The 21,563-nt window shown below is 45.7% G+C and carries 18 protein-coding genes; 3 read left to right on the top strand and 15 right to left on the bottom strand.

All coding sequences use genetic code 11. From position 1 onward, the window contains the following. Positions 1–150: 150 nt before the first annotated feature. A complete protein-coding gene (locus L5L77_RS01160) occupies positions 151–621 on the bottom strand; it encodes a regulatory protein RecX (RefSeq protein ID WP_371135013.1) in 471 nt (156 codons plus the stop codon). Between the two features lie 17 nt (positions 622–638). Continuing rightward, entirely contained in the window at positions 639–1,706 is a 1,068-nt protein-coding gene (gene recA, locus L5L77_RS01155; RefSeq protein ID WP_263185705.1) for a recombinase RecA, read from the bottom strand. Between the two features lie 402 nt (positions 1,707–2,108). On the opposite strand from recA, the gene mutS reads away from it, so the two are divergent. Then, a complete protein-coding gene (gene mutS / locus L5L77_RS01150) occupies positions 2,109–4,679 on the top strand; it encodes a DNA mismatch repair protein MutS (RefSeq protein ID WP_263185703.1) in 2,571 nt (856 codons plus the stop codon). A gap of 132 nt (positions 4,680–4,811) precedes the next feature. Here the strand turns inward: mutS and rpoS are convergent, their stop codons facing one another. From rpoS to mazG, 11 genes are all read right to left on the bottom strand, one after another. Further along, entirely contained in the window at positions 4,812–5,792 is a 981-nt protein-coding gene (rpoS, locus tag L5L77_RS01145) for an RNA polymerase sigma factor RpoS (RefSeq protein WP_028761361.1), read from the bottom strand. Positions 5,793–5,872: 80 nt separating this feature from the next. After that, entirely contained in the window at positions 5,873–6,769 is an 897-nt protein-coding gene (locus L5L77_RS01140) for a peptidoglycan DD-metalloendopeptidase family protein (RefSeq protein WP_219251260.1), read from the bottom strand. Between the two features lie 100 nt (positions 6,770–6,869). Continuing rightward, the gene (locus L5L77_RS01135) at positions 6,870–7,505 is read right to left on the bottom strand and encodes a protein-L-isoaspartate(D-aspartate) O-methyltransferase (protein WP_028761363.1); all 636 of its coding nucleotides are present in this window, start codon (positions 7,503–7,505) and stop codon (positions 6,870–6,872) included. Further along, a complete protein-coding gene (surE, locus tag L5L77_RS01130) occupies positions 7,502–8,251 on the bottom strand; it encodes a 5'/3'-nucleotidase SurE (RefSeq protein WP_263173238.1) in 750 nt (249 codons plus the stop codon). The genes L5L77_RS01135 and surE overlap by 4 nt, the downstream gene beginning before the upstream one ends. Next, positions 8,248–9,363, bottom strand: a complete 1,116-nt coding sequence (gene truD, locus L5L77_RS01125) for a tRNA pseudouridine(13) synthase TruD (protein ID WP_263221844.1) — start codon at positions 9,361–9,363, stop codon at positions 8,248–8,250. The genes surE and truD overlap by 4 nt, the downstream gene beginning before the upstream one ends. A gap of 20 nt (positions 9,364–9,383) precedes the next feature. Continuing rightward, the gene (gene ispF / locus L5L77_RS01120; RefSeq protein WP_168822943.1) at positions 9,384–9,869 is read right to left on the bottom strand and encodes a 2-C-methyl-D-erythritol 2,4-cyclodiphosphate synthase; all 486 of its coding nucleotides are present in this window, start codon (positions 9,867–9,869) and stop codon (positions 9,384–9,386) included. Between the two features lie 37 nt (positions 9,870–9,906). Continuing rightward, entirely contained in the window at positions 9,907–10,698 is a 792-nt protein-coding gene (gene ispD, locus L5L77_RS01115) for a 2-C-methyl-D-erythritol 4-phosphate cytidylyltransferase (RefSeq protein ID WP_263221843.1), read from the bottom strand. 12 nt (positions 10,699–10,710) lie between these two features. After that, positions 10,711–11,010 carry a cell division protein FtsB gene (gene ftsB, locus L5L77_RS01110; protein WP_105253074.1) on the bottom strand — a complete coding sequence of 100 codons (300 nt, stop codon included), beginning with the start codon at positions 11,008–11,010 and terminating at the stop codon, positions 10,711–10,713. Positions 11,011–11,109: 99 nt separating this feature from the next. Beyond that, positions 11,110–12,405, bottom strand: a complete 1,296-nt coding sequence (gene eno, locus L5L77_RS01105) for a phosphopyruvate hydratase (RefSeq protein ID WP_105251763.1) — start codon at positions 12,403–12,405, stop codon at positions 11,110–11,112. 230 nt (positions 12,406–12,635) lie between these two features. Next, positions 12,636–14,273: a CTP synthase gene (locus L5L77_RS01100; RefSeq protein WP_106651225.1), complete on the bottom strand. Its 1,638-nt coding sequence runs from the start codon at positions 14,271–14,273 to the stop codon at positions 12,636–12,638. Positions 14,274–14,389: 116 nt separating this feature from the next. Next, on the bottom strand, positions 14,390–15,286 hold the full coding sequence (gene mazG / locus L5L77_RS01095; RefSeq protein WP_263221838.1) for a nucleoside triphosphate pyrophosphohydrolase: 897 nt from the start codon (positions 15,284–15,286) through the stop codon (positions 14,390–14,392). Positions 15,287–15,827: 541 nt separating this feature from the next. Here mazG and aguA point away from each other — a divergent pair. Beyond that, on the top strand, positions 15,828–16,940 hold the full coding sequence (gene aguA / locus L5L77_RS01090) for an agmatine deiminase (protein ID WP_263221836.1): 1,113 nt from the start codon (positions 15,828–15,830) through the stop codon (positions 16,938–16,940). Positions 16,941–17,017: 77 nt separating this feature from the next. After that, positions 17,018–18,724, top strand: coding sequence for an amidase (locus tag L5L77_RS01085; RefSeq protein ID WP_263221872.1), 1,707 nt, complete (start codon positions 17,018–17,020; stop codon positions 18,722–18,724). Positions 18,725–18,914: 190 nt separating this feature from the next. On the opposite strand, the gene L5L77_RS01080 is transcribed toward L5L77_RS01085, so the two are convergent. Next, positions 18,915–19,979: a methionine synthase gene (locus L5L77_RS01080; protein ID WP_263221834.1), complete on the bottom strand. Its 1,065-nt coding sequence runs from the start codon at positions 19,977–19,979 to the stop codon at positions 18,915–18,917. Positions 19,980–20,060: 81 nt separating this feature from the next. Further along, the gene (locus L5L77_RS01075) at positions 20,061–21,035 is read right to left on the bottom strand and encodes a DUF1852 domain-containing protein (protein WP_263221831.1); all 975 of its coding nucleotides are present in this window, start codon (positions 21,033–21,035) and stop codon (positions 20,061–20,063) included. Positions 21,036–21,563: the final 528 nt, after the last annotated feature.

Below are 21,563 nucleotides of genomic sequence, written 5' to 3'. Positions count from 1 at the left end.
AGCAAAACGACAGGATAAAGCACAAATAAAGACGGCGTAAGTTTATCGCGGCACGGACAATATTTAAGCAAGTGAGTCTAATGTGAAGTATGAAATTGACAATACCCATTGATGATATTTAGATGAGCTTTTACAGTATTAGCTTCAAATTTAATAATCTTCATCGAGATCATTGGGATCTGAATCTAGTGCGTAAGTGATTTGATCGTAGCTAAAGCCTTGGCCCATTAAAAAACGCACTCGTTTGGCCTTTTCCTTTGCGATGAGATCCCGAGCTTTAGAGCCCTTCACTTCTGTTACGCGAGGTACACCGTATTTCTTGGTGGCTTTATCTTTTGCTAGCTCAAACCAGTCACAATCACAATTAACCAAAGCAGCTTCAATACAGTCTTTAGATAAGCCTTTCTGTGCGATTGCTTGGCGGATGCGTATTGCACCGTGGCCTCGACTGATGTGGCTACGCACCAACAGTTCGGCATAACGAGCATCATTAATAAAACCGGAGGATTCGCAAGCATCGAGTACAGGTTCGATATCGTTAAGTTCGAAACCTTTTTCGAGCAATTTATCGCGGATTTGTAAACGGGAATAATCGCGGCGCGCTAACAGCGCGACCGCAATTTGATGGGCTGACTGACTCAGAATACTTCGCCTGTCTCTAAATCAATATTGTCCTCAGTACTATCATCAGCTTTAGAAGCCAAGGCACTCGGATTACTCAAAAGCAACTCACGTAGCGTCTTGTCAATTTCAGCAGCAATAGCTGGGTTTTCAGTCAGATATTTGCCAGCATTAGCACGACCTTGGCCGATTTTATCGCCTTTATAGCTGTACCAAGCGCCCGCTTTTTCAATCAACTTATGGGCTACGCCTAAGTCTACTAACTCACCAGTACGGTTAATACCTTGGCCATAAAGGATTTGGAACTCAGCTTGCTTAAACGGCGCTGCAACCTTGTTTTTCACCACTTTAACGCGAGTTTCGTTACCGACCACTTCATCGCCGTCTTTAATGGCACCAGTGCGGCGAATGTCTAGGCGAACAGAAGCATAAAACTTCAGCGCATTACCACCGGTTGTAGTTTCTGGGTTACCGAACATCACACCAATCTTCATCCGAATTTGGTTGATGAAGATAAGTAAGGTGTTAGATTGCTTTAAGTTACCCGCAAGTTTACGCATAGCTTGGCTCATCATACGCGCCGCTAGGCCCATGTGAGAATCACCAATTTCGCCTTCGATTTCAGCTTTAGGCGTTAATGCCGCCACTGAGTCGACTACGATAACGTCAACAGCACCTGAGCGAGTTAAAGCATCACAAATCTCAAGCGCTTGCTCGCCGGTATCCGGTTGCGAACACAGCAGGTTATCAATATCTACGCCCAATTTTTTAGCATAAATAGGGTCTAACGCATGCTCTGCATCGATAAAGGCACAGGTTTTGCCTTCACGTTGCGCTGCCGCAATCACTTCTAAAGTCAGTGTTGTTTTACCTGATGATTCAGGACCATAGATCTCAACGATACGACCCATTGGCAAACCGCCAGCACCTAAAGCAACGTCCAGAGACAGAGAACCGGTAGAAATGGTCTCAACATCCATAGAGCGATCTTCGCCCAGCTTCATGATGGAGCCTTTACCAAATTGTTTCTCAATTTGGATCAATACCGCAGCAAGTGCTTTCTCTTTATTTGGATCGACCTTCATTCCTGTTCCCTCATCAAGACAAGCATTAAGCTGTCAAAAGTGATATTCAATTTACAAACGGGTAATTCAAAAAGCCGCGCTTTTTGTCTTAATTCTGCTGACTAGTATACTGTACAATCATACAGTATCAAGACCTGTGACTGAATTATTTTTAGCTGATAGGATTTTTAATATGGCCAAGGTTTTAGCGAATATCAAATCAGATAATAGCTCCCTTTGATCAATATCCATCGTTAAGGGCTCAATTTTCGCTAAATTATTGCTAAGATTGGCGCAACAAATTTTGCGTGGTCTTTTTAGCTGAAAATTGTACAGCAGTCTTCCGCTTCCATAGCGCTTAATCACCCTTAACCACACAAACTGTATCGCCTTTAGGCAGTCACAACGGACGATAACGATTTAATGAATGTAATTGATACCGATGATTTAGAAAAACATACTCCTATGATGCGTCAGTACTTGACGATGAAAGCAGAACATCACGATATGTTGCTGTTTTATCGCATGGGTGACTTCTACGAGTTGTTTTATGACGATGCTAAACGCGCTTCTGAGCTGTTAGGCATTTCACTCACTGCGCGCGGTAAAAGTGGTGGCGATCCTATTCCGATGGCGGGACTTCCTTACCATGCTGTGGAAGGCTATCTTGCAAAATTAGTTCAAATTGGTCAATCAGTTGCGATTTGCGAACAGATTGGCGATCCCGCGACATCTAAAGGGCCAGTAGAACGTAAAGTGGTGCGAATTGTCACGCCAGGCACTTTAACCGACGAAGCGTTGCTGCAGGAACGCCAAGACAATCTGTTAGCCGCGGTTTATCAAGGTAAAGTTGGTTTTGGTTATGCCACATTAGATGTTTCATCCGGACGTTTTGTGATTGCAGAGCTCAACACACGAGAGTCATTAGAAGCAGAATTGCAACGCACTAATCCCGTTGAAATTCTCTACAGTGAAGACTTTGGCGAACTAGGTCTACTTAACGGTTTTAAAGGCAAACGCCGTCGCCCCGAGTGGGAATTTGATTACGATACGAGTATCAAGTTACTACTGGCCCAGTTTGGCACTAAAGACTTACATGGTTTTGGCATCGCAGATGCACGTTTATCACTGCAGGCTGCGGGTTGCTTGATGCAATATGTAAAAGACACACAGCGCACGGCACTGCCCCATATCAATGCCATTATCCGTTTCAATCAAACCGATAGTATAGTACTCGATGCGGCAACTCGCCGAAATTTAGAATTAACTCAAAACCTTGCCGGTGGCCGCGATAATACCTTAGCGGCAGTATTGGATAATACGGCAACGCCTATGGGCAGCCGTATGTTACAACGCTGGATCCATCAGCCTCTGCGAGATCCTAAGCAAATCAAGGCGCGCCAACAGGCGGTGACTGAACTCCTCGATACCGCTGCCCACGAAAGTTTGCATGAGCAGTTAAAGGCACTTGGCGATATCGAACGTATCATGGCAAGACTCGCGCTGCGTACCGCTCGCCCAAGAGACTTTGCACGTTTACGTCAAGCACTGGGCTTATTGCCTGAATTACAACAGAGTTTAAGTACACTGAGCGCGCCGCACACGACTCAATTGCGTCAACACTTAGGTGAGTTCCCCACCGAGCAAGCCCTACTTGAGCGCGCGATAGTCGATAATCCTCCCATGCTTATCCGCGATGGCGGAGTGATCCGTGAAGGCTACAACAGCGAACTAGATGAATGGCGCGGCCTGAGCGAAGGAGCGAGTGATTACTTAGTACAACTTGAAGCCAGAGAAAAAGAACGTACTGGCATCAATACACTTAAAGTCGGCTATAACCGCGTACACGGCTATTACATCGAAGTGAGCCGTCTGCAATCCTCACAAGTACCGCTCAATTATCAACGACGCCAAACACTTAAGAATATGGAGCGTTATATCACGCCCGAACTTAAGGAATACGAAGAAAAAGTCCTCTCGAGCCAAGGTAAAGCCCTGGCACTCGAAAAGCAGTTATGGGAACAGTTATTCGATCTTATTCTGCCAAAATTGCATGAATTACAGGCTTTTGCTAGAGCAGCGGCTGAGCTTGATGTACTGAGTAACTTTGCCGAGCGTGCCGAAACCTTAGGCTACACTTGTCCAGAGCTGAGCCAAGATATCGGCGTACAGATAGAGGCTGGTCGCCACCCAGTGGTGGAGCGTGTTAGCCAAACGCCGTTTATCGCTAACCCAGTGACCTTGCACAACCAAAGACGTATGTTGATTGTCACCGGACCCAACATGGGCGGTAAATCGACCTATATGCGTCAAGTCGCCTTGATTACGCTGATGGCCCATATTGGTTGTTTTGTGCCAGCAGATCGCGCCCTGATTGGCCCAATTGATCGCATCTTTACCCGTATTGGCGCATCAGACGATCTGGCCTCTGGCCGCTCAACCTTTATGGTAGAAATGACTGAAACTGCCAACATTCTGCACAATGCCACTGCCAGTAGTTTAGTGTTAATGGATGAAATCGGCCGTGGAACATCCACCTATGATGGTTTATCGCTAGCTTGGTCGGCAGCAGAGTATTTAGCCCAGCAAGTCGGGGCTATGACCCTATTCGCCACCCATTATTTTGAGCTAACTCAATTACCTGACTTAATGGCAGGTGTTTACAATGTGCACCTTGATGCCATAGAGCACGATGATACCATCGCCTTTATGCATGCAGTACAAGAAGGCGCCGCCAGTAAAAGCTACGGCTTACAAGTTGCAGCGCTTGCCGGCGTGCCAAACAAAGTGATTAAAGCAGCGAAACATAAATTGCAGCAATTGGAGAGTCGCGATCATCAACCAGAAGGAACGAGGACGCCCATTCAAAGCTTACTCGCTTTACCTGAACCGGTTGAAAATCCAGCTTTGACTAAATTAAGTAGCATTAATCCCGATAACTTAACGCCAAAACAGGCGCTTGATTTACTCTATGAACTGAAACGCTTGAGCTAAACATCAGGTGATCTAAATAAAAGCCTAAAAATAACAACGCCCACTCTATAGTGGGCGTTTTACTTTATGGCGTGATCTCACACTAAGTGCATTTTCTGGATAGCTTCTCTGAAAGGCACTAGAAGACAGATATTAGTTTCTAAATAAAGCTTCAACAGATAAACCTTGAGAACCCAATAAATCACGTAAGCGTTTTAATGCTTCGACTTGGATTTGACGAACACGTTCACGGGTTAAACCAATTTCAGCCCCCACATCTTCAAGCGTAGAAGGTTCATAACCTAACAAACCAAAACGACGGGCTAATACTTCTCTTTGTTTTGTGTTCAACTCGTTAAGCCATTTCACCACAGAGTTAGAGATGTCTTCATCTTGCACTTTATAGTCAGGGCCAACACTATCATCATCGGCCAATACATCTAATAATGCTTTCTCGTTATCGCCCCCCAAAGGCGTATCAACAGAGGTAATTTTTTCATTCAGCTTAAGCATGCGGCTCACATCAGAGCTAGAAACTTGCAGTTTTTCAGCAATTTCTTCCGCTGTAGGTTCATGATCCAGTTTTTGTGCTAACTCACGGGCAGTACGCAAGTATACGTTGAGTTCTTTAACAACATGAATAGGCAAACGAATAGTACGAGTTTGATTCATGATAGCGCGTTCAATTGTCTGTCTGATCCACCAAGTCGCATAGGTTGAAAAACGAAAACCTCTTTCTGGGTCAAACTTTTCTACGGCACGAATTAAACCTAAATTACCCTCTTCGATAAGATCGAGCAGTGCTAAGCCGCGGTTATTATAACGACGTGCAATTTTTACGACGAGACGTAAATTACTTTCGATCATGCGATTACGGGATTTTGCACAACCTTTTAAGGCCTTACGGGAAAAGTAAACTTCTTCTTCTGCGCTAAGCAGTGGGGAAAAACCAATCTCACCTAGATAAAGTTGAGTGGCATCAAGATTTTTTTGCAGGTCATCTTGGACCTGTTGTTCTATTCCTAGCTCTTGGACTAGATCGGTGGCAACTTCTTCTTTTTCAAGATCAAAGTCTACGGTTTCTACGGAAAAATCTACTAGTGCTTCTGCGGCAGTGCTATTTATGCGGCTCATGATCAAATCTCCCAAACCTAATTAAACTGCTGAATTAGTGCAATTTCCTATCCTCCATTTGCCAACAAGGCCCCAAACAATCATTGTTTAGGTAAATAAGTAAGTGGGTTTACAGACTGTCCATGGTAACGAATTTCAAAATGTAACATTACCCGATTGGCACCTGTATTGCCCATTTTTGCAACAGTCTGCCCTGCGAGGACATGTTGCTTTTCTTTGACTAAGATCTTGTCCGTATGAGCATAAGCACTAAGGTAATCGTCACTATGTTTAATAATCACTAAATTACCGTAACCCCTAAGAGCACTTCCTGCGTATACCACCCGCCCATCTGCAGCAGCTTTGATGATATCTCCCCGATTTCCCGCGATCTTAATACCTTTATTTCCCTGCTCATTGGCAGAATAAGTTCCGATTAACTTCCCTCTTACTGGCCACTGCCACTGACTCACACTGGCTGGCAGTGTTGAGGTGGGTGGAACCATTAGCTGGTTAACGTTTTGTTGGGAACTTGTTACAAGGTACGCGGGCTTAGCTTTCTGATCAAGTGTTTTTTTCAGATCGTTACTTGACTTAGCATTAGACTGATAAACCTTATCATCTAATTGTTTTTTATCACTTTTACTTGAGTTAGCATCTGAATTACCCGTTATATTTCCATCTAAAGTCGTAGATTTTGATTGGTTACTAGATTTAGCATTAGTTAAATATAAAATCTGTCCAGGGTAAATTGTATAAGGGTTATCTAATTGATTAAGTTTAGCTATTTCAGAAAAGTCTTTCCCTGCCCCCCAAGAAATAGAGTAGAGAGTGTCACCTTTTTTAACTTTATATGAATTCGATTTAATGTGGCCTTTGCTATTTTTAGAGTAGCTATGGGAAATATTTTCGACGGGTGCGGGTCTGCTGGCCTGAAAGCTACAGCCTACAAGCAGAAATATAAAGCAAAGGTTTAAGAGTAAACCCGCATTCAACAATAAAAACTCCTTGGTAAGGTTGTATTACTGTTTATGATGAAAAAATGACGCCTTCTGTGCAAAACAAGCACTTCGCTTAACACAGTAGCACAACACAAGGTTAAGCTAACTCTCCATTAATTAAAGGTACAAATTTAACCGTTTCAATGGTTTCAGAACTAAAGCGGTCAGCAGTGCGCGTAATACGCATCAATTGCTGAGTATCCTCTCCCACAGGTAAGACTAACACCCCTCCATCAGCCAACTGAGACAGTAAAGCTTCTGGTATAGTCGCCGCCGCCGCAGTTACCATAATGGCATCGAACGGACTACGATTAGCCCATCCCAACCAACCATCGCCATATTTAAACGACACATTATGCAAATCTAATCGTTTTAAACGCTGTCTTGCTTGAATTTGTAGACCTTTGATCCGTTCGATAGTACAAAGCTGAGGCACCAATTGAGCCAAAATGGCTGCCTGATAGCCCGATCCAGTCCCCACTTCTAACACTCGCTGTGGCATCTTGTGCAGTAAGAGTTCGCTCATACGGGCAACGATATAAGGCTGCGAAATGGTTTGCCCTTGTCCAATTGGCAAAGCCGTATTTTCATAAGCTTTGTGGGCTAGCGCATTATCGAGAAACATTTCTCGCGGCGTATGCGATATCGCCTTTAACACGGCTTGATTACGGATCCCCGCATCTTGAAGCTTTTTAGCTAAATTCACCGCCGATGTTAAGGCAACTCGAGTCATATTTTATCTACCCAATTTTGCAATGCCGTTAGTTGTCCGTAGGCGGTTAAGTCAACCGTCAAGGGCGTAATTGAAACATAGCCATTGGCGATAGCATAAAAATCAGTGCCCTCTGTGGCATCCTGCTCTTGTCCCGGTGGACCAAGCCAGAAGATTTCACGTCCGGCAGGATCTTGCGTTCGCACTATGCCTTCGGCCTTATGACGAGCACCGAGGCGAGTCACTTTGATGCCTTTAATTTGATCAAGTGGCAAGTCAGGCACATTCACATTTAAGATCTGATCTTTTGCCAAAGGCTGGGCCAACAAACCTTGAACTATCCGCCGAGCATAAACAGCAGCCGATTGATAATGTTCGAATTTACGGCCATTAAGCGAAATCGCTATTGCAGGAAAACCTAAAAAGCGTCCTTCCATCGCGGCGGCAACTGTCCCCGAATATAAGGTGTCATCACCCATATTTGCCCCCGCATTGATGCCAGACACCACCATATCAGGTTCGCCATCACATAATTCTCGGATAGCCAAATGAACGCAATCTGTCGGTGTACCGTGAACGGAAATATAGCCATTATCTAACCTATTAATTCTTAATGGATTAGTCAAGGTTAATGAGTTGCTCGCACCAGAGCAATTTCGATCCGGCCCAACAGTCAGCACAGTCGCTATTTCAGCCAAAGCCTCAGATAAGGCTTTGATACCTGGAGCATTAATCCCATCGTCATTGCTAACAAGGATACGGATCATGACTCTGCTTCAGTCTTAACAGTATCAGTGTTAGCCACTACGTTAGCGTTAGTTACCTCAGGCGCAGGCTCCTGCACCAATGTCGCTTGCCATTGCTGCTCTTTAACATCTTGATAATTAACCAACTCTCTCAATAATGATGTTGCAAAACTGCCCGCAGGCAACACAAACTCCAGCACTAAGCCATCAGCGGTTTGTTCATATTTAAGGCCTTGGGGCTCAAGCAGTAACGGACGGCGTTCTTGCTCTAATCCGGCGTGCTCTAAACCATAGCAATCGTCAGCTAACTCACTCATGGCTAAGGTTTCTACCGCAGCAGCTTCACCTTGGGGTAACATCATGCCGCGCCCCCACAATGGTGCAGAAAGTTGAATGTCTTTTTCAATCAGACGCTTCAATACGATGAGATCCCATTCAGGCGTCACGAAGAAGCTTTTGCTGCCCGCTAACATCACACAATCACCCGCTAAAGGCTTAGTGCCATGGTTGGCTAATCGGTACGACACTACAGTGTTAAACAGATTTGAGCGCACGGCAGACAAATACATGCTGCGCTTATTTCTGTCTTTCACTTTTTTACCCGCCATCATTTGGCGACCAAACACTAAGTTTTTGCCATCGTGACCAAAGCGCTGCTCACCAAAGTAATTGGGCACGCCCACTTGAGCGACCTTTTCGATACGACTGATAATGTCTTCCACTTGGGTGACATTTCTCAGGGTAAGAATAAAGCGGTTACCGACTAAGGCACCAATTCGCAGTTTCTTGCTGTGGCGGCTGCTCGACAATATGGTCAAACGCTCGCTATTGAGATCCTTCCAAGCAGGCGTTTCTTTACCAGGAATACGCACACCGAACCATTGTTCTGTGATGGCATTTTTATCTTTTTGCCCAGCGTAGGTCACTTCCTTTGGAGGCACCTTAGCAAACTTAGCGATCATTTCCGCGACTTGTACTGTATTTAGCCCTTCTTTGCGTACATGCAGCATATGATGTTCACCTTCACCCGTCGGGCTAAAAGGCAAAATCTCTTTCACGATAAAATCGCTATTTTGGGTTCTTAGATCTGCTGTACCTAAAGGCTTACCATACAGATAATGTAATTCGCTCATGGGACTTTTTTACTCTTAAGTTAATCGTGTTTGCGGGCCATAAGTACCACGGCTTCTACCGCAATACCTTCTTTACGCCCGGTAAATCCAAGCTGTTCAGTCGTGGTCGCTTTGACATTAATATCGTCAAGTTCCGCGGTTAAATCGGCGGCTAATATCTGGCGCATTGCCTCTATGTGCGGTGCCATTTTAGGAGCTTGGGCTATGATAGTGACGTCAAGATTGCCGAGCACAAAGCCTTTCGCTCTCGCTAAAGCATAGCAATGACGCAGCAATACGCGGCTATCGGCACCCTTATAGGCGGCATCGGTATCGGGGAAATGTTTGCCTATGTCACCGAGCGCTAAAGCACCGAGGATGGCATCGGAAATCGCATGCAGTACCACATCACCATCTGAATGTGCGACTAGGCCTGTTTCATAGGGTACTTCCACGCCACAAAGGATAAGTGGCCGCGCCGCACCAAATTTATGCACATCGAAACCATGGCCGATACGGATTTTCATTTAATATTCCTAACGTATTATTTTACTTTGATTATGACTATTTAACGGCACGCATCAAAAACAGTTCGGCTAGCCCTAAATCGTCGGGATGCGTTACTTTTATATTATCAGCACGGCCCGAAACGAGTCCGGGTGATATCCCCGCCCATTCCATCGCCGAAGCCTCATCTGTGACTACCGCACCTGCAGCCAGAGCCGCATTGAGGTAATTTTTTAATTGCTGCGCTGGAAATAACTGCGGCGTCAATGCATGCCATAAATTATCGCGGCACACAGTGGTACTGATTTCACCCTGTTTATTCGCGCGCTTCATGGTATCGCGTACAGGCATTGCCAAAATAGCACCTTGGGGGAATTGCACTCTAGATGCGAGTAACTTGTCGATATCCGTCGCGGTTAAACAAGGTCTTGCCGCATCATGCACTAAGGCCCAACTGTGCTCGGGCGCAATTTGCAGCGCCGCCAACACAGAATCAGCGCGCTCACCGCCACCTAATACTGTAATCAATTTGGGGTGCACGGCCTGTGGCAAGGTATCGAAGATAGTATCGTTCGAATGTAAGGCGACGATCACTTGAGAAATGTGCGGATGGGACAAGAGCTTATCTAAGGTATGAGCAAGAATACTCTGGCCGCACACCTCAAGATATTGCTTAGGTCTGTCGGCGCCCATACGGCTACCTATGCCCGCAGCAGGAACGATGGCAACCACAGCTTGAGTGACATGCTCAGCTTGGCGCTGCAATTCAATTTGTGTTACCAGATCAGATTGACTATCGGGATTGGATTGTTCATTTAATCCAAGATCTAAATGTCCTAGCTCTGTCATCCTAACTCCATATTACTGAGATGGACTCGATACCGAGCGCTCACCACCCACGACGCGATAGAAGGTCTCGCCTTCTTTAACCATGCCAAGTTCGTTGCGTGCGCGCTCTTCGATGGCTTCTGTACCACTTTTCAGATCGATGATTTCTTCCTTTAGCACTTGGTTACGCTCATTGAGTTTGGCGTTACCTTCTTGCTGGGCGGCAATTTGTTTTTGCAGAACGAAATATTCAGGAAGACTATTACCTCCCGACCAAAGACGGAATTGCAGTACACCGAGTAGCACTATGAGTGCAATGACAAAAAATTTCATGGAGGAATTAGCGTCAGTATCTTGGATTAAAAAAATATACAGCAGATAGTACAACAAAAAAGGCCACCAAGTGGTGGCCTTTTTACATCAAATATTAAATTACGCCTGACCTTTGATCTCTTTCAAACCACGGTATGGGGCTTTTTCACCTAATTGCTCTTCGATGCGCAGCAATTGGTTGTATTTAGCGACACGGTCAGAACGACACAGTGAACCGGTTTTGATTTGACCAGCAGCAGTACCCACGGCTAAGTCTGCAATGGTTGAATCTTCAGTCTCACCACTACGATGTGAAATCACGGCGGTATAACCCGCTTCTTTCGCCATACGAATAGCCGCTAAAGTCTCTGTCAATGAACCAATTTGGTTAAACTTGATAAGGATTGAGTTAGCAATACCGTTTTCAATACCACGGGTTAAGATTTTAGTGTTAGTAACGAATAAATCGTCGCCCACTAATTGGATCTTGTCGCCCATAATTTGAGTTTGATAAGCCCAACCATCCCAATCTGATTCGTCTAAGCCATCTTCGATAGACACGATTGGATATTGGTCAGCCAATGATTTTAAGAAATCAGAGAAACCGTTCGAGTCGAATACTTTGCCTTCGCCCGCTAAATCGTATTTGCCGTCTTTGTAGAATTCAGATGCGGCACAATCTAGCGCTAAGGTCACATCCGTACCTAACTTGTAGCCAGCCAGTTCAACCGCTTCTTTGATAATGGCTAACGCATCAGCGTTTGAGGCTAAGTTAGGTGCAAAACCACCTTCGTCACCCACAGAAGTGCTTAGACCTTTGTCGTGCAATACTTTTTTCAGCGTATGGAAGATTTCAGCGCCCATGCGCAGTGCTTCACGGAAGGTTTTCGCGCCAACGGGTTGCACCATAAACTCTTGGATATCAACGTTGTTATCCGCGTGCTCGCCACCGTTTAAGATGTTCATCATAGGCACAGGCATAGAATATTGGCCTGGTGTACCGTTTAATTCAGCGATGTGCGCGTATAAAGGAATACCTTTAGATGCTGCTGCTGCTTTAGCAGCCGCTAAAGACACAGCCAGAATCGCATTTGCGCCTAACTTGTCTTTGTTTTCTGTGCCATCTAAGTCGATCATGATTTGATCAAGCTCAGCTTGTGCAGTGGCATCTTTGCCTAATAATGCAGCGCGGATGACGCCGTTTACGTTAGCAACAGCTGTTAATACGCCTTTGCCTAAATAACGGCTCTTATCGCCATCACGTAATTCTAACGCTTCGCGGCTACCGGTCGATGCGCCAGAAGGCGCCGCAGCCATACCGACAAAACCACCTTCTAAATGCACTTCGGCTTCAACAGTTGGGTTACCACGAGAATCCATAATCTCGCGACCAATCACGTTAATAATCTTAGCCATAACACCCTCGATTTAAGTTTAAAGATAAAAGAAAAAACCAATACCTATGGGAATAAATGGAAGTCACATACCGCAGAAAATAACAAAATTCCATTTACGGTTTGCGTCCATACAGATGCAACTGATACGCATGCTGTTTATACCCAGAGGTATTAAGTTCTTATGTTTCAAGTAGCGATGAGTGTAACAAAAGGCCGGCCCCACTGTCGCGGGTCCGGCCTCAAATATTCTTACTTCAGATCACGTTTTTGATGCGCACTTGCCGCAGCAATAAACCCTTCGAACAATGGGTGACCATCGCGCGGAGTTGAGGTGAATTCAGGATGGAATTGACCTGCTACAAACCATGGGTGATCTTTTAATTCGATCATTTCCACCAGCTTGCGATCAGAAGACAAACCGCTGAAGATCATGCCAGCTTGTTCTAAACGCTCTCTGTATTTGTTGTTCACTTCATAACGGTGACGGTGACGTTCTACACAGCTAGTCCCTTTGTAGGCTTGGGCCGCTTTCGAACCATCGAGTAAATGACACAATTGAGCGCCTAAACGCATAGTGCCACCTAAGTCAGACGCTTCATGGCGCTGCTCGACGTTACCTTCTTCGTCAATCCATTCAGTGATCAAACCTACGACTGGGAATGGTGTTTCTTTATTGAATTCAGTTGAATGTGCATCAGCCATGCCGGCAACATTACGCGCAAATTCAATCAGGGCAACTTGCATACCTAAACAAATACCGAAATACGGTAGATTGTTTTCACGGGCAAATTTTGCCGCCAAGATCTTACCTTCAACACCACGCTCGCCAAAACCGCCTGGTACTAAGATACCGTCTAAGCCCTGTAAGACTTCTTCGCCTTTGGCTTCTACGGTTTGTGAATCAATGTACTTGATGGTCACTGATACGCGGTTTTTAAGGCCAGCGTGTTTTAATGCTTCGTTAACTGACTTATAGGCATCTGGCAGTTCAATGTATTTACCCACCATACCAATAACGACTTCGCCGTTTGGATTAGCTTCTTGATAAATCACATTTTCCCACTCAGACAGATCCGCTTCGCGGCATTCTAAGCCGAAACGCTTAACTACTAAGTCATCCAAACCTTGCGAACGTAACAAAGCTGGGATTTTATAAATACTATCAACATCTTTTAATGAAATAACCGCACGCTCTTCGACGTTACAGAACAGCGAAATTTTGGCTTTTTCATTCGCAGGAATCGCACGATCACCACGGCAAACCAGCACATCTGGTGCAATACCGATAGAACGCAGCTCTTTCACTGAGTGTTGAGTTGGCTTAGTTTTCACTTCGCCAGCCGCGCCTAAGAAAGGCACTAAGGTTAAATGCATGAAAAGAGTACGATCACGACCCAGCTCAACACCGAGCTGACGGATAGACTCTAGGAACGGCAAGGATTCGATATCACCCACAGTACCGCCGATTTCGACGATAGCCACATCATGACCTTCGCCACCAGCTAATACTTTTTCTTTAATCGCATTAGTGATGTGTGGGATAACCTGAATGGTTGCGCCCAAATAATCGCCACGACGTTCTTTACGTAATACTTCTTCGTAAATACGACCAGTAGTGAAGTTGTTACGACGATTCATCTTAGTACGGATGAAACGCTCGTAGTGACCCAAGTCGAGATCTGTTTCTGCACCGTCTTCAGTAACAAATACTTCGCCATGTTGGGTTGGGCTCATGGTACCCGGATCAACGTTAATGTAAGGGTCCAGTTTCATGATGGTTACATTGAGACCGCGGGCCTCTAAAATTGCAGCTAATGATGCTGCTGCAATGCCTTTACCTAGTGATGAAACCACGCCACCAGTAACGAAGATATACCTTGTAGTCATGCTGAACCTGAGAAAATGAGTTTGAAAATACGTGCTTGTAAGAAAGCACTAGGACGGGGCAGTAGTATACCAAAGGCGGCGCGATTCGACAAACACCAATCAGGATAATTTGCCGTTTATCTCGTCTCTGTCGCTTTTACTTGGTCCCAATAGGCATCAAGCTCCATTAATGTGTGCTCTTGCATGCTTTTACCGCTCTCACTCGCCAACTGTTCTACGCCGCGAAAACGGCGTTCAAATTTAAGGTTGGCTTGACGCAACGCTTGCTCTGGATCGACCTTAAGATGACGGGCTAGATTCACCACGGCAAATAATAAGTCGCCCATTTCGGACTGCACTTTCGTTTGGTCTTGATCGGGTTGATTAACTTCATGCAAGACTTCATCGATCTCTTCATGGATTTTAGCGACCACGGGTTCAAGCTCTGCCCAATCAAACCCAACTCGCGCTACTCTTTGCTGAATTTTGATTGAGCGCGACAGCGCAGGTTGGGTACGCGGAATATTGTCTAACGCAGAAACCACAGTATCAGCTTGGGTTTCACCCGCCACTTGCTGCGCCTTTTGTTCACGCTCAGTCGCTTTAATCGCCTCCCAATTGGCTTTCATCGCTTGAGCGCTATCGCCTATTTGCGGATTTTGCTCACCAAACACATGGGGATGACGGCGGGTCAACTTGTCGCTGATTTTCTCAATCACAGTAGCAAAATCAAACAACCCCTGCTCTTTACCAAGCTGACAATAGAATACGATTTGAAATAATAAATCCCCAAGTTCATCGGGTAACTCATCCCAGGCTAAGCGCTCTATGGTATCGGCAACCTCATAGGCTTCCTCTAAGGTAAAAGGCACTATGGTTTGAAAGGTTTGTGCTTTATCCCACGGGCAACCTGTTTGTGGGTCGCGCAATTTTTCCATGATCTTAAGTAGCGGCTCAACATCTGTTATAGAAAATTCCGTTGTAGAAGGTTCAGTGGTCGAAAATGAAGTTAATGGCACAGTGTGGGAAGTCATGCTGATATCCTTAAAAGATAAATACTTAAGCGGACTAATGCTGAGGATGAACAAAAAGAATACGCCTCAGCAGTGCTTGTTAATGAAAGGCTATAATAACGCGATGATAAGCGAGGTCACATAAAAGCGCTATTTTGATGCTGAGATCAGATCTTAGGGTTCTTATTTAATAGGTCTTATTTTAACTAAAAGTGCATTCGCGCCATGTAGTGGTGAAATTCACCCAAAGAGCAATAAACTGACGACTTAACGACTCAACAAATTCTCATCTATGTCCTGCATACAAGTATTTAGCGCAAGCCATCTTAAATGATAAGATACGCAGCAATATTTCAATGAAGCTAAAACTCACTGAGTGAAGACCTAACAATTTCGGCCTAACTATACGTGTGATTAGTGCATGTAATAAATGCTCGTGATGAGCGCAGCGTAATGAATACGGTCATTCGATTTATTTGATTATGTTAGGTGTATTTCTATTCTGTCGCCCCAAATTGGGCGTACACCCTTATAGATTTGAGCATTACTGGAGACAAAATTCATGACAAACGCGACTGTGGATACCACGCCGTTAACGACTAAGCCATCTCAAGATGGTTTTTATATGCCCGCCGAATGGGCGGCGCAGCAAGCCGTATGGATGATTTGGCCCTATCGTCCCGATAACTGGCGCTCTGCAGGCGCTTATGCTCAAGCGACCTTTGCTAAGGTGGCCGATGCCATTGGTGGAGCGACGCCCGTGTATATGGGTGTTCCTAAAGCCTTTTTAGCTGAAGCTAAAACGGTAATGCCATCCCACGTCACTTTGGTCGAAATGGACAGTAACGATTGCTGGGCGCGTGACACTGGGCCAACTGTGGTCGTTAATGCCGAGGGCGAATGCCGTGGTGTGGATTGGGGCTTTAATGCTTGGGGCGGCCATAACGGTGGTTTGTACTTCCCATGGGATAAGGACGAACAAGTCGCGCAGCAAATGCTTGCACAACATGGATTTGCCCGTTACAGCGCGCCGTTGATCCTTGAAGGTGGCTCTATCCATGTTGACGGTGAAGGTACTTGTATGACGAGTGCCGAATGTTTACTCAACGCCAACCGTAACCCTGAACTGACAAAAGAACAGATTGAAGACTTACTGCGTGACTATTTGAATGTTAAGCAGTTTATCTGGTTACAAGATGGCGTGTACATGGATGAGACCGATGGTCATATCGACAACATGTGTTGTTTCGCCCGCCCAGGCGAAGTGGTCTTGCACTGGACTGACGATGAAACCGATCCACAATACCCTCGCTCGAAAGCCGCGCTGGACGTGTTGCAAAACACAGTTGACGCCCAAGGCCGTAAGTTAAAAATCCATCTATTGCCACAACCGGGTCCGCTGTATTGCACGGAAGAAGAATCAAAAGGCGTGACAGAAGGCACTGGCGTACCGCGCACTGCGGGCGAGCGCTTAGCGGGTTCTTATGTGAACTTTTTAATCACCAACGACCGCATCGTATTCCCACTGCTTGACCCAGCAACCGACGATATCGCCGCGCAAAAACTGCAGGAAATCTTCCCAGAGCACAAGATTGTGGGTGTGCCCGCGCGGGAGATTTTATTAGGTGGCGGCAATATCCACTGTATTACCCAGCAAATCCCTTCTGGCAAGTAAGTACACCAAGGAGAACAGTATGATGCTTGATGTCACTGTTATTACACCACAATTGGTTTTCTGCGGGAGGGCGTAAGATGTTTGAAGTGACTGAAGTTTCCATTGCCGAGCTGCGTCAAGCACTCGAATCCGGCCGCACGACTGCGGTTGAGTTGGTGAAATCCTATTTGGCTCGAGTGGCGGCTTACGATGGTCCTGCCACTGAGACTAAGCTCAATGCGTTAGTGGTGCACAATCCCGATGCGCTCAAAGAAGCCGAGGCGTCGGACGCGCGCCGTGCCCGTGGCGAAACCTTAAGCCCGCTCGATGGTATTCCTTACACCGCTAAGGACAGCTATTTAGTGAAGGGACTGACGGCGGCGTCTGGCAGCCCAGCATTTAAAGATTTAGTGGCCCAGTACGATGCCTTCGCCGTCGAGCGCCTACGCGCCGCGGGTGCTATTTGCTTAGGCAAAACCAATATGCCACCCATGGCGAATGGCGGCATGCAGCGTGGTCACTATGGCCGCGCCGAAAGCCCCTACAATGCGAATTATCTGACGGCGCCCTTTGCTTCGGGTTCTTCCAACGGTGCAGGCACCGGAACGGCGGCAAGTTACTCTGCTTTCGGTCTTGCTGAAGAAACTTGGTCGAGCGGCCGAGGTCCGGCATCTAATAACGGTTTATGTGCCTATACGCCGTCTCGCGGCGTGATTTCCGTGCGCGGTAACTGGCCGTTAACGCCGACCATGGATGTAGTGGTGCCTTATACCCGCACTATGGCAGATATGCTCGAAGTGCTGGATGTGATTGTGGCCGACGATCCTATTACCCGTGGCGACCTATGGCGTCTACAAACTTGGGTCGAAATTCCCAAAGCATCAAGTGTCCGTCCAGCATCTTATCTGGCGCTTGCCGCTCAAGCCGACACGCTTAAAGGTAAGCGTTTTGGGGTGCCGCGCATGTACATCAATAAAGATGAATTGGCTGGCACGAGCGAAAACCCAGGTATCGGTGGCCCAACGGGCCAACGTATCCACACTCGCCAATCGGTTATCGATTTGTGGGAAGCGGCTCGTAAAGCCTTAGAAGCTGCCGGCGCCGAAGTGATTGAAGTCGATTTCCCGCTGGTTTCAAATTGTGAAGGCGACCGCCCCGGCGCGCCGACCGTGTTTAACCGTGGCATAGTCACGCCTCAGTTCCTCCATGATGAATTATGGGAACTCTCGGGTTGGGCGTTCGATGAATTCCTGCGTGCTAACAATGACCCTAAACTCAACAAACTTGCTGATGTTGTTGGGCATTTGATTTTCCCCCATGATCTTGGCACCTTGCCAAATCGTGAAGGTGACTTAGCGGCAGGCATGGAAGAGTACGTCAACATGGCTAAGCGTGGTCTTAAATCCTATGACCAGATCGACAGTATTCCCGATGGTCTGCGTGGCTTAGAGAAGACGCGTAAGCTAGATCTGGAAGACTGGATGGACGGACTAAAGCTTGATGCCGTGTTGTTCCCAACCGTGGCCGATGTCGGCCCTGCCGATGCCCATGTGAATCCGGCTTCAGCCGATATCGCTTGGAGCAACGGAGTTTGGGTGGCAAACGGAAACCTAGCGATTCGTCACTTAGGTGTACCGACTGTGACTGTGCCTATGGGCGTGATGGCCGATATTGGTATGCCAGTGGGGTTAACCTTCGCGGGCCGTGCCTATGACGATAATAACCTGCTGAAATTTGCAGGTGCATTTGAGTCGACAGGTGAAAGGCGGATGATCCCGTCACGCACACCAAAGCTTGGTGAATAAGTGCTAAGACAATGCATAAGCCTATGTAAATGTAAGCACTAAATGCATGAGCTTAGAAATAAAAACGGGATTGGCATCAAGATGCCAATCCCGTTTTTTTAATACCGACGTCGATACCCTTTCAACAAAGCTAGACTCATACTGCTATAAAACATGCTGCTGTAAAAAAGATAGCAGCACTTATCGCGTCTTATCTTAATGCCAAGAGTTCTTTTCTGACGATCTCTGCGCCTGCACTTAAGGCGTTGAGTTTGCCTCTTGCGACTTGATGGGATAAAGGCGTCATGCCGCAGTTGGTACAAGGATAGAGCTTGTCGGCATCGACAAATTTAAGGGCTTTTCGTAGGGTGTCAGCCACTTCCTCTGCGGTTTCAATGGTATCGGTGGCGACATCAATCGCGCCGACCATGACTTTTTTACCGCGAATGAGCTCAAGTAGCTCCATAGGCACATGGGAGTTGTGACATTCTAGCGAGATAATATCGATATTAGACTTTTGCAGTTTAGGAAACGCTTCCTCATATTGTCGCCACTCTGACCCTAAGGTTTTTTTCCAATCAGTATTGGCTTTGATGCCATAACCATAACAAATGTGTACCGCCGTTTCGCATTTAAGGCCTTCAATGGCTCTTTCTAAACAGGCAATGCCCCACTCGTTTACCTCATCAAAAAACACATTAAAGGCAGGCTCATCAAATTGGATAATATCAACACCCGCCGCTTCTAATTCTTTGGCTTCCTCATTAAGAATTTTGGCAAATTCCCACGCGAGCTTTTCGCGACTTTTATAATGGTCATCATAAAGCGTATCTATCATGGTCATTGGGCCAGGCAGAGCCCATTTAATCGGTTGCGTGGTTTGCTTGCGTAAATATTTGGCATCTTCAACAAACACGGACTTTTGGCGGCTCACTGGGCCGACAACCGTAGGTACACTCGCATCATAGCGATCACGAATTTTCACGGTTTTACGTTTTGAAAAATCAACACCGTTGAGGTGCTCAATAAAGGTAGTGACAAAATGTTGCCGCGTTTGCTCGCCATCACTGACAATATCAATCCCTGCGTGTAGTTGATCTTGTAATGACAAACGCAGTGCATCGTGTTTACCGGCAATTAATTCCTCACCTTGTAATTTCCAAGGAGACCAAAGTGTTTGAGGCTCTGCCAGCCATAAAGGTTTAGGCAAACTGCCCGCAGTTGAAGTCGGTAGCAGTCCGTTGTTAATCAGGTTTTTATTAAGTCTTGTTGTCATGATAATGATGCCGTATTGAATTAATTATTGGACGTGGCTTTAAAGCCGTTCTGCGAAGAAAAGTGATTAAACGCAAAGCGACTAAACGGAATTAGCAGACCATTGTTCAAAAAACGTTTGGTAGGGCTTGATAAAGTGCTCCGCTGCAAACTTGCCTTGCTCATTCGCCAGCTGACTGCGTTCTGCTCGGTCATAAACAATTTGAGTCAGTGAATGATCCAAGTTTTTCAAATTGGGTTGATAGCATTTCCCTGCAACAGCATTGGCGTTATAAATCTCAGGGCGATAGATTTTTTGAAAAGTTCCCATAGTGCTGATGGTGCTTATCAACTCAAGATGGGTGTAATCATTGAGTAAATCACCAAAGAAATAAAAAGCTAACGGCGCCACACTATTGGGCGGCATAAAATAGCGCACCTGTAAGCCCATTTTTTTGAAATATTGCTCAGTTAAAGACGATTCATTTGGCTGATATTCAACCCCTAATACGGGATGCTGATTCTCAATTCTATGGTAGGTTTTATTATCCGACACACTGAGACAGATAACAGGTGGCTTATTAAAATTCTGTTTGTAAGCATCAGAATTAACAAAAGACTGAAATAGCTTGCCATGTAGACGACCAAAATCATCTGGAATACTAAATTTGGCTTGGCCCTTATTATGTTCTGCAAGTAATACGCTAAAGTCATAATCGCGTACGTAAGATGAAAAGTTATTGCCTACAATGCCTTCAATACGTTTATTGGTTTTATGATCAACAATATTGGTTTTCAAAACTTCAATCGATGGGAAGGTTTGGCCACTGCCGTCAATATCCAAATTAACGGAGATAATTTCAAGCTCGACAGTATAACGATCGCCTTTAGGGTTATCCCAGTGTGCTAAGGCATTAAAGCTGTTATCAATCATCTTTAACGCGTTGCGTAAGTTGGCTTGGCGATGACTGCCTCTGGCCAAATTAGCAAAGTTGGTGGTGATACGCGTCTTGTCTGAGGGATGATAATTTTCATCAAGACAAATGCTGTTAATCGTAAATGTAAAATGCTTATTCATAGTGTTCCAGTATCCCATTGTCTGATACCAAACCTGAGTTTATGCCCTGCGCTTCTCGCTTCTAGACCGGACTCTGATAGACATCATTCGTGTTCTGTCTGAGGTTCTATTTACCTTAAGTGCCGATGACTTAAGTCCTGATGGCTCAGCTAAGGTGCAACTTCAAGCTTGTCTAATATTTCGCTTGGAGTCATTTATACGTGGTTCGGCACATGAACAAAAACGGTTTTATTTCACATACAACATGAGCCATATTCATGATCAATTAGCATGGCTTTGTGGATTAACCTGAACTTGGGATTGGGAAAAGCAGGAGCAGTAATATGTTTTCGAGTTAGTTTCCCAATAGAGACAGGTCGTAATATTACAGGTTGCACATATTTGTCGGGTGGACGACACTTGTTACCAAGTGCCGTCTCCCTAAGAACCGTACGTGCAACTTTCACTGCATACGGTTCAAGCCTCCACAAAAGCATCGTTTGATACCCAACAACTTATAAAGCAGTCAGAGCAGGTTCATTCCAATAG

Origin of the sequence: Shewanella sp. SM29 (genome assembly GCF_025654245.1) — a bacterium.
In the GTDB taxonomy this organism is placed as follows: Bacteria; Pseudomonadota; Gammaproteobacteria; order Enterobacterales; family Shewanellaceae; genus Shewanella; species Shewanella oncorhynchi.
This window is presented reverse-complemented; position numbering and strand designations above follow the sequence as displayed.

Bases quoted from the DNA above. Each gene is read 5' to 3' on its own strand.
- mutS (WP_263185703.1), top strand. From the start codon at position 2,109: ATGAATGTAATTGATACCGATGATTTAGAAAAACATACTCCTATGATG.
- recA (WP_263185705.1), bottom strand. From the start codon at position 1,706: ATGAAGGTCGATCCAAATAAAGAGAAAGCACTTGCTGCGGTATTGATC.
- L5L77_RS01135 (WP_028761363.1), bottom strand. From the start codon at position 7,505: ATGACTCGAGTTGCCTTAACATCGGCGGTGAATTTAGCTAAAAAGCTT.
- rpoS (WP_028761361.1), bottom strand. From the start codon at position 5,792: ATGAGCCGCATAAATAGCACTGCCGCAGAAGCACTAGTAGATTTTTCC.
- L5L77_RS01075 (WP_263221831.1), bottom strand. From the start codon at position 21,035: ATGAATAAGCATTTTACATTTACGATTAACAGCATTTGTCTTGATGAA.
- aguA (WP_263221836.1), top strand. From the start codon at position 15,828: ATGACAAACGCGACTGTGGATACCACGCCGTTAACGACTAAGCCATCT.
- surE (WP_263173238.1), bottom strand. From the start codon at position 8,251: ATGATCCGTATCCTTGTTAGCAATGACGATGGGATTAATGCTCCAGGT.
- L5L77_RS01085 (WP_263221872.1), top strand. From the start codon at position 17,018: ATGTTTGAAGTGACTGAAGTTTCCATTGCCGAGCTGCGTCAAGCACTC.
- ispD (WP_263221843.1), bottom strand. From the start codon at position 10,698: ATGACAGAGCTAGGACATTTAGATCTTGGATTAAATGAACAATCCAAT.
- L5L77_RS01080 (WP_263221834.1), bottom strand. From the start codon at position 19,979: ATGACAACAAGACTTAATAAAAACCTGATTAACAACGGACTGCTACCG.
- ispF (WP_168822943.1), bottom strand. From the start codon at position 9,869: ATGAAAATCCGTATCGGCCATGGTTTCGATGTGCATAAATTTGGTGCG.
- L5L77_RS01100 (WP_106651225.1), bottom strand. From the start codon at position 14,273: ATGACTACAAGGTATATCTTCGTTACTGGTGGCGTGGTTTCATCACTA.
- eno (WP_105251763.1), bottom strand. From the start codon at position 12,405: ATGGCTAAGATTATTAACGTGATTGGTCGCGAGATTATGGATTCTCGT.
- ftsB (WP_105253074.1), bottom strand. From the start codon at position 11,010: ATGAAATTTTTTGTCATTGCACTCATAGTGCTACTCGGTGTACTGCAA.
- truD (WP_263221844.1), bottom strand. From the start codon at position 9,363: ATGAGCGAATTACATTATCTGTATGGTAAGCCTTTAGGTACAGCAGAT.
- mazG (WP_263221838.1), bottom strand. From the start codon at position 15,286: ATGACTTCCCACACTGTGCCATTAACTTCATTTTCGACCACTGAACCT.